This is a genomic window from Streptomyces sp. NPDC028635, from assembly GCF_040637635.1.
GTDB lineage: Bacteria > Actinomycetota > Actinomycetes > Streptomycetales > Streptomycetaceae > Streptomyces.
The window spans coordinates 24,575-38,476 of sequence record NZ_JBEZWX010000017.1; the positions used below are offsets into that span (position 1 = coordinate 24,575).

The 13,902-nt window shown below is 72.0% G+C and carries 15 protein-coding genes; 11 read left to right on the forward strand and 4 right to left on the reverse strand.

The window, feature by feature from the left end:
• The first annotated feature begins 139 nt into the window (after positions 1-139).
• On the forward strand, positions 140-895 hold the full coding sequence (locus AB0E88_RS19725; protein WP_361631965.1) for an ion channel: 756 nt from the start codon (positions 140-142) through the stop codon (positions 893-895).
• A 77-nt stretch (positions 896-972) separates the two neighbouring features.
• On the opposite strand, the gene AB0E88_RS19730 is transcribed toward AB0E88_RS19725, so the two are convergent.
• Positions 973-1,284 (reverse strand): small hydrophobic protein, encoded by a 312-nt coding sequence (locus AB0E88_RS19730; RefSeq protein ID WP_361631967.1) that lies wholly within the window; start codon positions 1,282-1,284, stop codon positions 973-975.
• A 308-nt stretch (positions 1,285-1,592) separates the two neighbouring features.
• Positions 1,593-3,215 (reverse strand): MFS transporter, encoded by a 1,623-nt coding sequence (locus tag AB0E88_RS19735; RefSeq protein ID WP_361631969.1) that lies wholly within the window; start codon positions 3,213-3,215, stop codon positions 1,593-1,595.
• Between the two features lie 113 nt (positions 3,216-3,328).
• Between AB0E88_RS19735 and AB0E88_RS19740 the strand changes: the two genes are divergently transcribed.
• The 3 genes from AB0E88_RS19740 to AB0E88_RS19750 all read left to right on the forward strand — a co-directional run bounded on the left by AB0E88_RS19740 (position 3,329) and on the right by AB0E88_RS19750 (position 6,199).
• A complete protein-coding gene (locus AB0E88_RS19740) occupies positions 3,329-3,988 on the forward strand; it encodes a TetR family transcriptional regulator (RefSeq protein ID WP_361631971.1) in 660 nt (219 codons plus the stop codon).
• Between the two features lie 81 nt (positions 3,989-4,069).
• Positions 4,070-5,287 carry an alpha/beta hydrolase gene (locus tag AB0E88_RS19745; RefSeq protein WP_361631973.1) on the forward strand — a complete coding sequence of 406 codons (1,218 nt, stop codon included), beginning with the start codon at positions 4,070-4,072 and terminating at the stop codon, positions 5,285-5,287.
• 66 nt (positions 5,288-5,353) lie between these two features.
• Positions 5,354-6,199: a DUF4429 domain-containing protein gene (locus AB0E88_RS19750; protein ID WP_361631975.1), complete on the forward strand. Its 846-nt coding sequence runs from the start codon at positions 5,354-5,356 to the stop codon at positions 6,197-6,199.
• Here the strand turns inward: AB0E88_RS19750 and AB0E88_RS19755 are convergent.
• Entirely contained in the window at positions 6,168-6,659 is a 492-nt protein-coding gene (locus AB0E88_RS19755; protein WP_361631977.1) for a MerR family transcriptional regulator, read from the reverse strand. The genes AB0E88_RS19750 and AB0E88_RS19755 overlap by 32 nt on opposite strands.
• A gap of 96 nt (positions 6,660-6,755) precedes the next feature.
• Here AB0E88_RS19755 and AB0E88_RS19760 point away from each other — a divergent pair, with 96 nt between their 5' ends.
• Positions 6,756-7,223, forward strand: a complete 468-nt coding sequence (locus tag AB0E88_RS19760) for a GNAT family N-acetyltransferase (protein ID WP_361631979.1) — start codon at positions 6,756-6,758, stop codon at positions 7,221-7,223.
• 18 nt (positions 7,224-7,241) lie between these two features.
• Positions 7,242-8,060, forward strand: coding sequence for a serine hydrolase domain-containing protein (locus AB0E88_RS19765; protein WP_361631981.1), 819 nt, complete (start codon positions 7,242-7,244; stop codon positions 8,058-8,060).
• Positions 8,061-8,096: 36 nt separating this feature from the next.
• On the opposite strand, the gene AB0E88_RS19770 is transcribed toward AB0E88_RS19765, so the two are convergent.
• Positions 8,097-8,762, reverse strand: a complete 666-nt coding sequence (locus AB0E88_RS19770; protein WP_361632159.1) for a pirin family protein — start codon at positions 8,760-8,762, stop codon at positions 8,097-8,099.
• Positions 8,763-8,936: 174 nt separating this feature from the next.
• Here AB0E88_RS19770 and AB0E88_RS19775 point away from each other — a divergent pair, with 174 nt between their 5' ends.
• The 5 genes from AB0E88_RS19775 to fabF all read left to right on the forward strand — a co-directional run bounded on the left by AB0E88_RS19775 (position 8,937) and on the right by fabF (position 13,881).
• The gene (locus tag AB0E88_RS19775; RefSeq protein ID WP_361631983.1) at positions 8,937-10,142 is read left to right on the forward strand and encodes a helix-turn-helix domain-containing protein; all 1,206 of its coding nucleotides are present in this window, start codon (positions 8,937-8,939) and stop codon (positions 10,140-10,142) included.
• An 89-nt stretch (positions 10,143-10,231) separates the two neighbouring features.
• The gene (locus AB0E88_RS19780; RefSeq protein ID WP_361632161.1) at positions 10,232-11,143 is read left to right on the forward strand and encodes an ACP S-malonyltransferase; all 912 of its coding nucleotides are present in this window, start codon (positions 10,232-10,234) and stop codon (positions 11,141-11,143) included.
• A 24-nt stretch (positions 11,144-11,167) separates the two neighbouring features.
• Positions 11,168-12,169 (forward strand): ketoacyl-ACP synthase III, encoded by a 1,002-nt coding sequence (locus AB0E88_RS19785; RefSeq protein WP_361631985.1) that lies wholly within the window; start codon positions 11,168-11,170, stop codon positions 12,167-12,169.
• A 104-nt stretch (positions 12,170-12,273) separates the two neighbouring features.
• Positions 12,274-12,522, forward strand: coding sequence for an acyl carrier protein (locus AB0E88_RS19790; protein ID WP_004931691.1), 249 nt, complete (start codon positions 12,274-12,276; stop codon positions 12,520-12,522).
• 87 nt (positions 12,523-12,609) lie between these two features.
• Positions 12,610-13,881, forward strand: coding sequence for a beta-ketoacyl-ACP synthase II (gene fabF, locus AB0E88_RS19795; RefSeq protein ID WP_361631987.1), 1,272 nt, complete (start codon positions 12,610-12,612; stop codon positions 13,879-13,881).
• Positions 13,882-13,902 lie beyond the last annotated feature (21 nt).

Consider the following 13,902-nt stretch of genomic DNA (forward strand, 5'->3'; position numbering starts at 1 on the left):
GGCGCGGTCCGCGGGGTGAGCCTTTCGGGGCACCCCTCGGGGCGCATCGGGGCGGCCCGCCGGCCGGTCGCCGGGGCGGTCCTCGGGGCGGTGGAGCTCGAGTCTCCACCGCCCTTATCCGTTCTTTACGATGCGGTGCATGGACGCACAATCGGCGCGGGTCCGCCAGGCTCGCCAGGCCCACTGGGAGCAGCGCACCCAGCGGCCGCTGCTGGCGCTCGCCGTGCTGTTCGCCGTCGCCTACGCCGTGCCGATCGTGGACAGTTCGGCCGGGCCCGCGGTGATCGTCGCCTGCACGGTGGCCGAGTGGGTGGTGTGGGGGGCGTTCGCCACCGACTACCTCGTCCGGCTGGTGCTCGCCCCGGACCGGACGCGGTTCGTGCGCAGGCACTGGCTGGACCTGTGCGCGGTGGTGGTGCCGGTGCTGCAGCCGCTGCGGCTGCTGCGGATCGTCGCGACGCTGCTGCTGGTGGGGCGGCGGGCGCGGATGGCGAACCAGATCCGGCTCACGACCTATGTCGTCGGGGCGGTCGTCGGGCTGCTGATGTTCGGGTCGCTGGCGGTGCTGTCGGTGGAGCGGTCGGCTCCGCACGGGAACATCCGGACGCTGGGTGACGCGCTGTGGTGGTCCTTCACGACGATGACGACCGTGGGGTACGGGGATCACGCGCCGACGACCGGGCTGGGGCGGCTCATCGCGGTCGGGCTGATGCTGTCCGGGATCGCGCTGCTCGGTGTGGTCACGGCGAACATCGCGGCGTGGTTCATCGCGCGGTTCGAGAAGGACGACGTGGAGGAGCGGCGCCAGACGGAGGCGATCGAGTCGCTGACCGAGGAGGTCCGGGCGCTGCGGGCCGAGGTGGCCGAGCTGCGGGCGCTGTCGGGGCGGGGGTGACGGCGCGACCGGCGCGGGTCCTGCGCGCACGGGTGGGCCCCCGGCCGGTGCCAGGGGTCCTTCCCTTTGCTCCCCGGTCACAGCATGCCGTTGCCCGGGGTGGCCGCTCCGACCAGCCACAGGATGGCCAGGAGCGTGTCGATGGCGCCCAGGACGAAGGCGACCAGGGCCGGGGCCTGGCGCGAGGCGCCTGACCAGGTGCGGCCCAGAGCGAGCCATCCGCAGGCCATCGCCGCGGGACCGAGGACGATCCCCAGGGTGAAGAAGCCGGCGACCGCGCAGATGGCGCCGATGATTCCGAGCGTCGCGCGGTCCGGCCCGGTCCGTGACCACATCCGGCCACGTGACCGGGGGTACCCGCGCGTTCCGTTGCCGAAGCCCGCCATCATCAACTCCCAGAACCCCGGGGTTAGTTGGAGTGCGTCGGGGCTCTGCCGCTTCGGGTAACCCGGCTTGGCGCGGTCATGCCGCCGTGCGTTCGGATTTCAAGAAAAAACCCGGGCGCCGGCGCGCTGTCCCCCTCCGGCAGCGCGGCGACGTCCGGGTCAAGCCTTCCGGCAGGGCGCACATGCCGGGCGTGCGTGCCCGGCGAACGTGCCGTACCGGAAGGCTTGACCCACTGTGACGTAGGTCCGGCACCTCAGGGGGCGGATCCTCCGTGCCGTCACCCTGATGAGCGAACTTCCCTGACGTTGCGTCAGATGTGGGCCGCGCCCGCGCCCGCCTCGGCGTTCTCACCGCGCTTGGTGAGGAAGGCGACGAAGACCGCCACCACGGCCACCCCGGCGGCGACGAGCGACGCGAGGCTCATGCCGGAGATGAAGGTGTCGTGCGCGACGCCGGTGATCTTCTCGGCGACCGGCGCGGGGATGCCCGGGGTCACCGGGGCCACGCCCACCTGGACGGCCTCGGAGGCCTGTCCCAGCTGCTGCGGGGTGAGCGGCGGCAGGCCGGCGTCCTTCCAGTTGACGGGCAGGTCGCTGTCGACCTTGGAGGCCATCACGGCGCCCAGCACGGCCGTACCGAGGCTGCCGCCGATCTGCATCGCGGCCTGCTGGAGACCGCCGGCGACACCGGACAGCTCCATGGGCGCGTTGCCGACGATGACCTCGGTGGCGCCGACCATGACCGGGGCGAGGCCGAGACCGAGCAGGGCGAACCAGAGCGACATCAGGCCGCTGCCGGTGTCCACCTTCAGCGTCGACATGCCGTACATCGCGACCGCGGTGACGGCCATGCCGCCCGCCAGCGGGACGCGCGGGCCCAGCTTGGTGATCATCGCACCGGCCAGCGGTGAGCCGACGATCATCATGCCGGTGAGCGGCAGCAGGTGCAGGCCGGCGTCGATGGGGCTCATGCCGTGCACGTTCTGCAGGTAGAAGGTGACGAAGAACAGGCCGCCCATGAAGGCGATGGCCATGAGGACCATCAGCACCACACCCGCGGACAGCGGCACCGAGCGGAACAGCTTCAGCGGGATGAGCGGTTCGGCGACCTTCGTCTCCCACAGGGCGAACAGGACGAAGCCGAGCGCGGACGCGCCGATGAACAGCCACGTCTTGCCGTCGCCCCAGCCCCACTCGGGGGCCTTGATGAGCGCCCAGACCAGGCAGAACATCGCGCCGGACAGCAGCGCGATGCCGAGCAGGTCGAAGGAGCGCGGGGCGTTCTGCGCGCGGTGGTCCAGCAGGATCAGCAGGCCGAGGACCAGCGCGAGCGCGCCGACCGGCACGTTGATGAAGAACACCGACTGCCAGTTGACGTGCTCGACCAGCACGCCGCCGAGGATGGGGCCGCCTGCGGTGGAGGCGCCGATGACCATGCCCCACAGGCCGATCGCCATGTTGAGCTTCTCGGCCGGGAAGGTCGCCCGCAGCAGGCCCAGCGCGGCCGGCATCAGCAGCGCGCCGAACAGGCCCTGGAAGACGCGGAAGGTCACGACGAGCGCGATGGAGTCGGACAGCCCGATCGCGCCCGAGGCGGCGGCGAAGCCGACGACACCGATCAGGAAGGTCTGGCGGTGGCCGAAGCGGTCACCGAGCTTGCCGGCCGTGATGAGCGAGACGGCGAGGGCCAGGAAGTAGCCGTTGGTGATCCACTGCACCTGCTGGAAGGTGGCGCCGAGGTCCTTCTGGATCGCCGGGTTGGCGATGGCGACGATCGTGCCGTCGAGGGCCACCATCATGACGCCGACGGCGACGGTTATGAGGGTGAGCCACGGATGGCCGCGCAGGCCGCTGGCGCCCGGCGCCCGCCCCGACGCGTCCGACGGGCCGCCGCCCCCCGGTCCCGTCTTGTCGAGGGTGATCTGACTAGTCATGTGTTCGAGGCTAGTGACAGTCACTGACAATTGACAAACGGATTCACAAGTCGGTAACTGACACGACACTGACGGATAGCCTGAACTGGGGCAACCGTTGACGAAGGAGGAATGTGGGCACGCTCGGGACCCCGCGCACGGCACCGCGGCCGGGGCTGCGCGAGATCAAGAAGCAGCGCACCCGGGACGCGCTGGTGCGGGCCGCCCTGGAACTGTTCACCACCCAGGGCTACGACCGGACGACGGTCGACGAGATCGCCGAGGCCGTCGACGTCTCGCAGCGCACCTTCTTCCGCTACTTCGCGGGCAAGGAGGACGCCGCTCTCGCCCTGCAGGCCATGACGGAGGCGTACTTCCTGGACGCCGTGCGCGGCCGCCCGCCGCACGAGACGCCGATGCAGGCGCTGCGGCAGGCCGTCGTGGAGGGCTGGAACCGGATCGGTGAGGCGATCGAGGCGGTCGTCCCGGTCGAGCTGTATCTGCGCATGTACCGGATGATCGAGTCGACCCCCGTGCTGCTCGCCGCTCACCTGCGCCGCTCCGCCGAGACGGAGGACAAGATCGCGCGGGTGCTGGCCGACCGCGAGGGCATCGACGTGGACGCCGACCCGCGGCCTCGGCTCGTGGTGGCCGTCTTCGGCGGGGTGATAAGGGTCACCGAACGCCAGTGGAGCGTGGGCGAGGACGGCAGCGTCGAGGCGATGCGCGAGCTCACGGCCCGCTACCTCGATCAGGTGGGGCCGGCCATCAGCGGCAACTGGCGCACCACCTGAACCCCGCACCGCGTTTGCGAAACGTGATCCCCGTCACTCGGTTCACGCGAGACCCTCTCGTTCTCCTAGTGTGTCCTCCCAGTGACTTCCTTCGACACCTCCCCACACCTGAACGTCTGGCGCATGCTGCTCGCGCTGGCCGTCGTCTTCGTGATGCTCGCGACCACCGGCTGGACGGCCCTGCGCCACGGTCCGGAGAGCAGCGCGCTGCAGGCGTCGCTCTCCGACTGGGAGCACGGCCGCGTCGCGGGCCACCGGCTGCCCGACCCGGGGGCCGGTCCGGCCCGCCTCACCCGGTTCTTCACCTCGCTGACCGCGCAGGAGCGGGCGTCGCTCGCCCGCCGCTATCCGCTCGCCGTCGGCAACATGAACGGCGCCCCGCCCCAGCTGCGCTACCACGCCAACCGCGTCGCGCTCGCCCAGGCCGCGCACACCGAGCGCGACCGCATGCACGACAGCCGGCTCAGCCGGGCCGGGCAGCAGGCCGCGGGCAAGCGGATGCACCGGTACGAGTCGATGCTGCGCGACGGGCGGCAGATCCTCGCGTTCGACCCGGACGGCTCCGGCCGCGTCGCCGAGGTCTTCGGCGACCTCGACAAGGCCGAGCGGATCTCGGTGATCGTCCCGGGTGTCGACACCGACCTGCTCACCTTCCAGCGCACCTACCGCAGGTACTCGGCGCCGGTCGGCATGGCCGATTCGCTGTACGCCGCCGAGCGGGCGGCGAGCCCGTCGACCCGTACGGCCGTCATCGCCTGGGCCGACTACACCGCGCCCGCCGGGCTCGGAATCGACTCGGCGACCGCGATGCGCGCCCAGGACGGCGCCGTACGCCTGAACGCGCTGGTGCGCGCGCTGCCCGGGCGGGCCCCGGTGGCGCTGTTCTGCCACAGCTACGGCTCCGTGGTGTGCGGGGTTGCCGCGCACGCGCTGCCGGGCCGGGTCTCCGACATCGCGGTGGCGGGCAGCCCCGGCATGCGGGTGGCGAAGGCGGCGCACCTGGGCACCTCCGCCCGGGTGTGGGCGATGCGGGACGCCACCGACTGGATCCAGGACGTGCCGTACCTGGAGTTCGGCGGTCTCGGGCACGGCGCGGACCCGGTGTCGTCGGCGTTCGGCGCGCGCGTGCTGTCGGCACGGGACGCCGAGGGACACGCCGGTTACTTTCAACCCGGCACGGACAGCGTGCGCAACTTCGCCGACATCGGGGTCGGCGCATATGACTCGGTGAGTTGCGGCGACGACGACGGCGCCTGCCGGGTGGGTTTGTCCGGTGCCTCGATGGCCGGACGCGCGTAGAGACAGCAGGAAGTGCGGTCTGCGGGGGGATGGGCCGAAGAAGCGGAGCCGCTTACGATGAGCCGCATGGGTGACGTACTGGCCGGATTTCATGCCGCCTGGGAGTTCGAGTCCGACTCCGTGCTCATCCGTTACGAACGGGGGATTCGAACGCCGAAGCTGTTCCAGGCGCTCGGTGAGCGGCGCGTCCCGCTCTCGGCGCTGGAGTCGGTGACGCTGACGCCCGGCAAACGGGGCACGGTCGTCCTGCGCGCCGTACCGCGGCCGGGGGCCGATCCGCTGCTGGAGGCGGCCGACGGTCAGCTGAAGGAGGCCGGCGACCCCTACCGGCTGGTGCTGCCGGCCGAGAAGGAGACGCTCGCCGAGTACTACGCCGACGAGCTGCGGGGCCTGCTGACCGAGTCCGGGCCCGCCGGGCGCTTCCTGGTCGAGGCGCCGGGGCCGCCGCGGGCGTTCAAGGCGTACGACGCGAAGGCGTCCTTCGACGGGACGGCGGTACGTTTCCGCTGGTCGTGGACGGGAGCGTCGTCGGCGAAGTGGAAGGCCGGCGACCAGAGCTTCCCGGTCGACGGTCTCAGCGGGGTGGAGTGGCGCTCCCCCGAGATCTTCGAGGGGCACCTGCGGCTGATACCGCGCGACGGCGACGGCGCCGCACCGCTCCAGCCGGACCAGGACCCGGCCGCGGTGGTGTTCGGGCTCGGCTACGGGCCGGTGCACGAATCGCTGCCGTTCGCGGCGGCGGTCCTGGCCGCGATACGGGAGTGCCGGCCGGCCGTGTCGGTGCCGGCCGCGCGGCGGGATCCCGCGGACATCGCCGAGCGGATCCGGCACCTGGGGGAGCTCCATCAGGCGGGGCTGGTCACGGACGAGGAGTTCTCCGTCAAGAAGGCGGAGCTGCTCTCCGAGCTGTAGCGCCGCCGTAGAAGCTGATCTTGCGGTCCAGTACCGCGAGGGTGTCGTGCAGTTCGGCGATCCTCGCCAGGACGTCCCGGCGGGTCGTCTCGAGCAGCTCCTGGCGCTCGGCGTACGTGCTCTCGCCCTCGCGCACCAGCTGCGCGTAGCGGACCATGTCGGCGACCGGCATGCCGGTCAGCCGCAGCTTGCCGACGAGGTCGAGCCAGTCCAGGTCGCGGTTGCTGTAGCGGCGCTGGCCGGTGTGCGAGCGGTCGATGTGGTCCATCAGCCCGATCCGCTCGTACCAGCGCAGGGTGTGGGCGGTCAGGCCGGTGAAGGCGACGACCTCGCTGATCGTGTAGCGGTCCTGTCCGTCGGGGCGGGGATGGCGCGGCGGGGCGGAACAGACGTCCCTTCGGGTGGCTGTGTCCTCGGTCCCCTTCAGGCGGGCCGCGGCTGTGCTCTGCATCACCGTCATGACTCCCACGCTATGACGTTGGAGTGCACTCCAAGCAAGCGGATGAGGTAAGAAACCGGCGGGACAGCGCCCCGTGATGTAAGTACCGTAGGCGCCATGAGCCTAGTACGCCGTGCCGTGCCGGAGGATGCCGGGGAACTGCTCCGGCTGCGCCAGGTGATGATCGACGCCGTACGGTCCGAGGCGGCCGCCGACTGGCACGCCGAGTCGCTGCCCGGGCTGCGGGCGCGGCTGGCGGACCCGGACGGGGACTTCGCCGCGTTCGTCGTGGACCACCCCGAGCGGCCCGGCGCACTGGCCGCGCTGGTCGTCGGCACGCTGGAGTACCGGATCGGGCGGGCGGGACATCCGCGCGGCCTTGCCGGGTTCGTCTTCAGCGTGGCGACCGACCCGGACGCCCGGCGGCGCGGCTACGCGCGCGCGTGCATGGAGGAGCTGCTGGCGTGGTTCCGGGAGCGCGGGGCGGGCTACGTCCATCTGACCGCTTCGGCGCAGGCGGAGCCGCTGTACGCGTCGATGGGCTTCGTCCGCAAGCCCGACCCCTTGATGGAGCTGACCCTGTGAGCGCTTAGGCTCGTCGGCATGTCGCTGAACAGCCTCGCATCGATCGAGAACTGGCCGGTTCCCACCGCCGCGGCGGGCGTCGTACGGGCCGACGGGACCGTGCTCGGCACCCACGGTCCGGCCGACCGGCGCTTCCCGCTCGCCTCGGTGACCAAGCCGCTCGCGGCGTACGCCGCGCTCGTCGCCTACGAGGAGGGCGCGATCGAGCTGGACGAGCCGGCCGGGCCCGCCGGGTCGACGGTGCGGCATCTGCTGGCGCACACCTCGGGCCTCGCCTTCGACGAGCACCGGGTGACGGCCGCGCCGGGCGAGCGGCGGCTGTACTCCAACGCCGGGTTCGAGCAGTTGGGCGACCATGTGGCCAAGGCGACGGACATCCCGTTCGCGGAGTATCTGCGGCAGGCGGTGCTGGAGCCGCTCGGCATGACGGCGACCTCGCTGGAGGGGTCCCCGGCCAAGGACGGCGTGTCGACGGTCGCGGACCTGCTGCGCTTCGCCGCCGAGGTGCAGGCGCCGCGGCTGCTGGATCCGCGCACGGTCGCCGAGGCGATGACTGTGCAGTACCCGGGCACCAAGGGGGTGCTGCCGGGCTACGGGCACCAGAACCCGAACGACTGGGGTCTCGGCTTCGAGATCCGCGACGGCAAGTCGCCGCACTGGACGGGCGCCACGTCGTCGCCGCGCACCTTCGGGCACTTCGGGCAGTCGGGGACGTTCGTCTGGATCGACCCGGACGCGGGCGCCGCGTGCGTGGCGCTGACGGACCGGGCCTTCGGGCCGTGGGCGATCGAGGCATGGCCGGCGTTCACGGACGCGGTGCGGGCGGAGCTGCGGTAGGCAGCCGGTCATCCGCGGCCGGTCACCGGCGGCCGCTCACCTGCCGTCGCCGGTCATCTCCCACAGCAGGACCTCCGCGGCCGACTCCGCCGGCAGCTGGAGGTCCTTCGCATCCGTGACGCGGACCGCGTCACCCGGCCCCAGCCGCTCCGGCCCGATCCGCACCTGTCCGCGTACGACATGGACGTACAGGTGCGCCGCGTCCGGCACCGCGGTCCGCTCCCCCGCCGCGAGGCGCCGCACGTGCAGCAGCGCGCCCGCCTCCGGCACGGCGTACGGGGTGGAGTCGGCGATGCCGCGGACGATCTCGTACGACGGCTCGCCGCCCGGGCGCAGCGGGGCTAGCCACATCTGCACGAAGGCCAGGGGCTCGGCGCCGTCGTTGCGTTCCACGTGCCGTACGCCCGCCGCCGAGCTGAGGCGCTGCACGTCGCCCGGGCGCACGCGCGTCTCGTGACCGGTGGAGTCGCGGTGGGTCAGCTCGCCCTCGACGACCCAGGTGACGATCTCGGTGTGGCTGTGCGGGTGCTCGTCGAAGCCGGCGCCGGGCGCGAGCCGCTCCTCGTTGCAGGCGATCAGCGCGCCGAAGCGGAGGTTGTCCGGGTCGTAGTGCGGCCCGAAGGAGAAGGAGTGCCACGACTCGATCCCGGCATCCGGATCCCCACCGCGATAGCGCGCGCCCGCACGCCGTACGTCCACCATCACGCCCCCACGGTATCCCCGCGCCCCGACACCGGGTCACCTCGGTGGCGCCTCCTGCCGGACCGACGCCCCGGTGCCGGGGGGCGGGGGCGGAGGTCGGTCCGGGGGGTGGTGGGTAGGTGGGGGCTGACCCGGCGGCGCAGGGTGGTGGCCCGATAAGGCAGTCTTGTCCCCGTGCCCGAACCCGAATCGCGTCATCCCGACCCCGCAGCGCACCCCGTCCATCCGCACGCCGCGACGCTGAAGCGGCTGGAGAAGTCCTCCGGTTCGCTCGCCGCGCAGGCGATCGCGCGGATGGACGAGACCCTGCCCTGGTACCGGGCGATGCCTCCGGAGAACCGTTCCTGGATCGGGCTGGTCGCCCAGGCGGGCATCGCCGCCTTCACCGAGTGGTTCCGGCACCCCGAGACCCCGCAGGCGATCTCGACGGACGTCTTCGGCACCGCGCCGCGCGAGCTGACCCGGGCGATCACGCTGCGGCAGACCGTGGAGATGGTGCGGACCACCATCGAGGTCATGGAGTCGGCCATCGACGAGGTGGCCGCCCCGGGCGACGAGAGCGTGCTGCGCGAGGCGCTGCTGGTGTACGCCCGCGAGATCGCCTTCGCGACCGCCCAGGTGTACGCGCAGGCCGCCGAGGCACGCGGTGCCTGGGACGCCCGCCTGGAGTCGCTCGTCGTCAACGCCGTGCTGAGCGGGGAGGCCGACGAGGGCGCCGTCAGCCGGGCCGCGGCGCTCGGCTGGAACTCCCCCGAGCATGTGTGCGTGGTGCTGGGAACGGCCCCCGACGGGGACAGCGAGCTGACCGTGGAGGCGATCCGGCGCGCGGCCCGGCACGCCAAGCTCCAGGTGCTCACCGGCGTGCTGGGCAGCCGGCTCGTCGTCGTCGCGGGCGGCAGCGACAACCCGCTGGCGGTGGCGAAGTCGCTGATCGGCCCGTTCGCGGCGGGCCCGGTGGTGGCCGGCCCGATCGTGCCGGACCTGCTGGCGGCGACCCGGTCCGCGCAGGCCGCGGCGGCGGGCCTGAAGGCCTGCTCGGCGTGGCAGGACGCGCCGCGGCCGGTGCTGGCGGACGATCTGCTGCCGGAGCGCGCGATGGCCGGTGATCCGATGGCGCGCGAGCAATTGGTGGAGGAGATCTACAGACCGCTCGAGGAGGCCGGCTCCGCTCTGCTGGAGACGCTCTCCGTCTACCTGGAACAGGCGAGCAGCCTGGAGGGGGCGGCCCGGATGCTGTTCGTTCACCCCAACACCGTGCGCTACCGGCTTCGACGTGTGACTGACGTCACCGGTTGGTCGCCGTCCGATGTACGCTCGGCGTTCACCCTGCGCATCGCGCTCATTCTGGGGCGTCTGGCCGACGGTGATCCCGGGACCTAATGTTTTGTCGGGGGCCCACAAAACCCCCTCGTGTTCTTCGTCCTTGTCCCCACGGGCGGCCACGGCCGTCCCCAAGAGAGAGTGTGAGAGTGCTCGTACTCGTCGCTCCCGGCCAGGGCGCTCAGACGCCCGGCTTCCTGACTCCCTGGCTCGACCTGCCCGGCGCGGCCGACCGCGTCGCCGCCTGGTCCGAGGCCATCGGACTGGACCTCGCCCACTACGGCACGAAGGCCGACGCGGAGGAGATCCGCGACACCGCGGTGGCCCAGCCGCTGCTGGTGGCGGCCGGCATCCTGTCCGCCGCGGCACTGGGTGACGTGACGCCCGGCGCGGTCGCCGGGCACAGCGTCGGTGAGATCACCGCCGCCGCCTTCGCGGGCGTCCTGGACGACACCGCCGCCCTGACCCTGGTGCGCACCCGTGGTCTCGCGATGGCCGAGGCCGCCGCGATCACCGAGACCGGCATGTCGGCGCTGCTCGGCGGCGACCCGGAGGTGTCGGTCGCGCACCTGCACACGCTCGGTCTGACCCCGGCGAACATCAACGGCGCCGGCCAGATCGTGGCCGCCGGCACGCTGGAGCAGCTCGCCGCGCTGAACGAGGACAAGCCCGAGGGTGTCCGCAAGGTCGTCCCGCTGAAGGTGGCCGGTGCCTTCCACACGCACCACATGGCCCCCGCGGTCGACACGCTGGCCGCGGCCGCCAAGGCCCTCACGCCCGCCGACCCCGAGGTCGCGTACGTCTCCAACAAGGACGGGCGGACCGTGGCCACCGGCACCGAGGTGCTGGACCGCCTGGTCGGCCAGGTCGCCAACCCGGTGCGCTGGGACCTGTGCATGGAGACGTTCCAGCAGCTCGGCGTGACCGCCCTGCTGGAGGTGTGCCCCGGCGGCACCCTGACCGGCCTGGCCAAGCGTGCCCTGCCGGGCGTGCAGACGCTGGCGCTGAAGACCCCCGACGACCTCGACGCGGCCCGCGAGCTCATCGCCGAGCACGCCTGAGACGCCCAAGGAGCCGAATCGAACATGGCGAAGATCAAGGCCAGCAAGGGCGCCCCGTACGCGCGCATCGTCGGCGTCGGCGGCTACCGCCCGACCCGCGTGGTGCCCAACGAGGTCATCCTCGAGACGATCGACTCGTCCGACGAGTGGATCCGCTCGCGCTCCGGCATCCAGACCCGGCACTGGGCGAACGACGAGGAGACCGTCGCCGCGATGTCCGTCGAGGCGTCCGGCAAGGCGATCGCGGACGCCGGGATCTCCGCCGAGCAGATCGGCGCGGTGATCGTCTCCACCGTCTCGCACTTCAAGCAGACCCCCGCCGTGGCCACGGAGATCGCCGACAAGCTCGGCACGAACAAGGCCGCCGCCTTCGACATCTCCGCGGGCTGCGCCGGCTTCGGCTACGGCCTCACCCTCGCCAAGGGCATGATCGTCGAGGGTTCGGCCGAGTACGTCCTGGTCATCGGCGTGGAGCGGCTGAGCGACCTGACCGACCTGGAGGACCGTGCGACGGCCTTCCTGTTCGGTGACGGCGCCGGCGCGGTCGTGGTCGGCCCCTCGCAGGAGCCGCACATCGGCCCGACGGTCTGGGGCTCGGAGGGCGACAAGTCCGAGACCATCAAGCAGACGGTGCCGTGGACGGACTACCGCGAGGGCACGGTCGAGAAGTTCCCGGCCATCACGCAGGAGGGCCAGGCGGTCTTCCGCTGGGCCGTGTTCGAGATGGCCAAGGTCGCCCAGCAGGCGCTGGACGCGGCCGGCGTCTCCGCGGCCGAGCTGGACGTCTTCATCCCGCACCAGGCCAACGAGCGGATCATCGACTCGATGGTGAAGACCCTGAAGCTGCCGGAGACGGTCACGGTCGCCCGTGACGTGCGCACCACCGGCAACACCTCCGCGGCCTCGATCCCGCTCGCGATGGAGCGGCTCCTGGCGACCGGGGAGGCCAAGAGCGGGGACACCGCGCTCGTCATCGGATTCGGGGCGGGTCTCGTGTACGCCGCGACGGTCGTTACCCTCCCCTAGGCACTCCGTGCCGGATCATCGTCTCCGGCACGGCGCGCAGCACCACCCCGCCGCTCCCGCGGTGGGCGCCACACCCTGAAGAACACCAACGAAGGAGCGCCATCATGGCCGCCACTCAGGAAGAGATCGTCGCCGGTCTCGCGGAGATCGTGAACGAGATCGCCGGGATCCCGGTTGAGGACGTCCAGCTGGACAAGTCCTTCACCGACGACCTGGACGTCGACTCGCTGTCCATGGTCGAGGTCGTCGTCGCCGCCGAAGAGCGTTTCGACGTCAAGATCCCGGACGACGACGTCAAGAACCTCAAGACCGTCGGCGACGCGACCGACTACATCCTCAAGCACCAGGCCTGAGTCCCGCTCGGGCCGGGTGCCCCGGCCCCGCCACCCGGCGGTGGCGCCGAGACTAATCCTCGTTCGATCGTTGGAGAAAGAATTCCCGTGAGCTCGACCAATCGCACCGTGGTCGTCACCGGTATCGGCGCAACCACACCGCTGGGTGGCGACGCGGCCTCGACCTGGGAGGGTCTGGTCGCCGGACGTTCCGGCGTCAAGCCCCTGGAGCAGGACTGGGCGGCCGACCAGGCCGTCAAGATCGCGGCCTCGATCGCCGTGGAGCCCACCGAGGTCATCCCGCGGCCGCAGGCCCGCAAGCTGGACCGCTCGGCGCAGTTCGCGCTGATCGCGGCCCAGGAGGCGTGGAAGGACGCCGGCTTCGAGGCGAAGGCCGGCGAGGACGCGAACATCGACCCCGACCGGCTCGGCGCGGTCATCGCCTCCGGCATCGGCGGTGTGACGACGCTGCTGGACCAGTACGACGTGCTGAAGGAGAAGGGCGTCCGCCGCGTCTCCCCGCACACCGTCCCCATGCTGATGCCGAACAGCCCCTCGGCCAACGTGGGTCTGGCCGTGGGCGCCCGCGCGGGTGTGCACACGCCGGTCTCCGCGTGCGCCTCCGGCGCCGAGGCCATCGGCTACGCCATCGAGATGATCCGCACGGGCCGCGCCGACGTCGTCGTCGCCGGTGGCACCGAGGCGGCCATCCACCCGCTGCCCATCGCCGCGTTCGGCAACATGATGGCGATGTCCAAGAACAACGACGACCCGCAGGGCGCCTCGCGTCCCTACGACGTCGCCCGGGACGGTTTCGTCCTCGGCGAGGGCGCCGGTGTGCTCGTCCTGGAGTCCGCCGAGCACGCCGCCAAGCGCGGCGCCCGGGTGTACGCGGAGGCGGTCGGCCAGGGCATCTCCGCCGACAGCCACGACATCGTGCAGCCGGAGCCGGAGGGCCGCGGCATCGCGCACGCCCTGCAGAACCTGCTGGACCGCACCGACCTGGACCCCGCCGAGATCGTGCACGTCAACGCGCACGCCACCTCGACGCCGGCCGGTGACATCGCGGAGCTGAAGGCGCTGCGCAAGGTCTTCGGCGACGACGCCGACCACATGGCGGTCTCCGCGACCAAGTCGATGACCGGTCACCTGCTCGGTGGCGCCGGCGGTGTCGAGTCCGTCGCGTGCGTCCTCGCCCTGTACCACCGGGTGGCGCCGCCGACCATCAACGTCGACCACATCGACCCCGAGGCCGAGGCCAACGCGGACGTGGTCCGCGGGGAGGCGCGCAAGCTGCCCGTGGAGGGCCGCATCGCCGCGCTGAACGACTCGTTCGGGTTCGGTGGGCACAACGTGGTGCTGGCGTTCCGGACGGTGTGAAGCACGCCGTGAGCAGTGATG

Excerpts from the sequence above, each read along its gene's own strand:
- AB0E88_RS19725 (WP_361631965.1), top strand. The coding sequence starts at position 140 with ATGGACGCACAATCGGCGCGGGTCCGCCAGGCTCGCCAGGCCCACTGG.
- AB0E88_RS19730 (WP_361631967.1), bottom strand. The coding sequence starts at position 1,284 with ATGATGGCGGGCTTCGGCAACGGAACGCGCGGGTACCCCCGGTCACGT.
- AB0E88_RS19735 (WP_361631969.1), bottom strand. The coding sequence starts at position 3,215 with ATGACTAGTCAGATCACCCTCGACAAGACGGGACCGGGGGGCGGCGGC.
- AB0E88_RS19750 (WP_361631975.1), top strand. The coding sequence starts at position 5,354 with ATGGGTGACGTACTGGCCGGATTTCATGCCGCCTGGGAGTTCGAGTCC.
- AB0E88_RS19755 (WP_361631977.1), bottom strand. The coding sequence starts at position 6,659 with ATGACGGTGATGCAGAGCACAGCCGCGGCCCGCCTGAAGGGGACCGAG.
- AB0E88_RS19760 (WP_361631979.1), top strand. The coding sequence starts at position 6,756 with ATGAGCCTAGTACGCCGTGCCGTGCCGGAGGATGCCGGGGAACTGCTC.
- AB0E88_RS19765 (WP_361631981.1), top strand. The coding sequence starts at position 7,242 with ATGTCGCTGAACAGCCTCGCATCGATCGAGAACTGGCCGGTTCCCACC.
- AB0E88_RS19770 (WP_361632159.1), bottom strand. The coding sequence starts at position 8,762 with ATGGTGGACGTACGGCGTGCGGGCGCGCGCTATCGCGGTGGGGATCCG.
- AB0E88_RS19785 (WP_361631985.1), top strand. The coding sequence starts at position 11,168 with ATGGCGAAGATCAAGGCCAGCAAGGGCGCCCCGTACGCGCGCATCGTC.
- AB0E88_RS19790 (WP_004931691.1), top strand. The coding sequence starts at position 12,274 with ATGGCCGCCACTCAGGAAGAGATCGTCGCCGGTCTCGCGGAGATCGTG.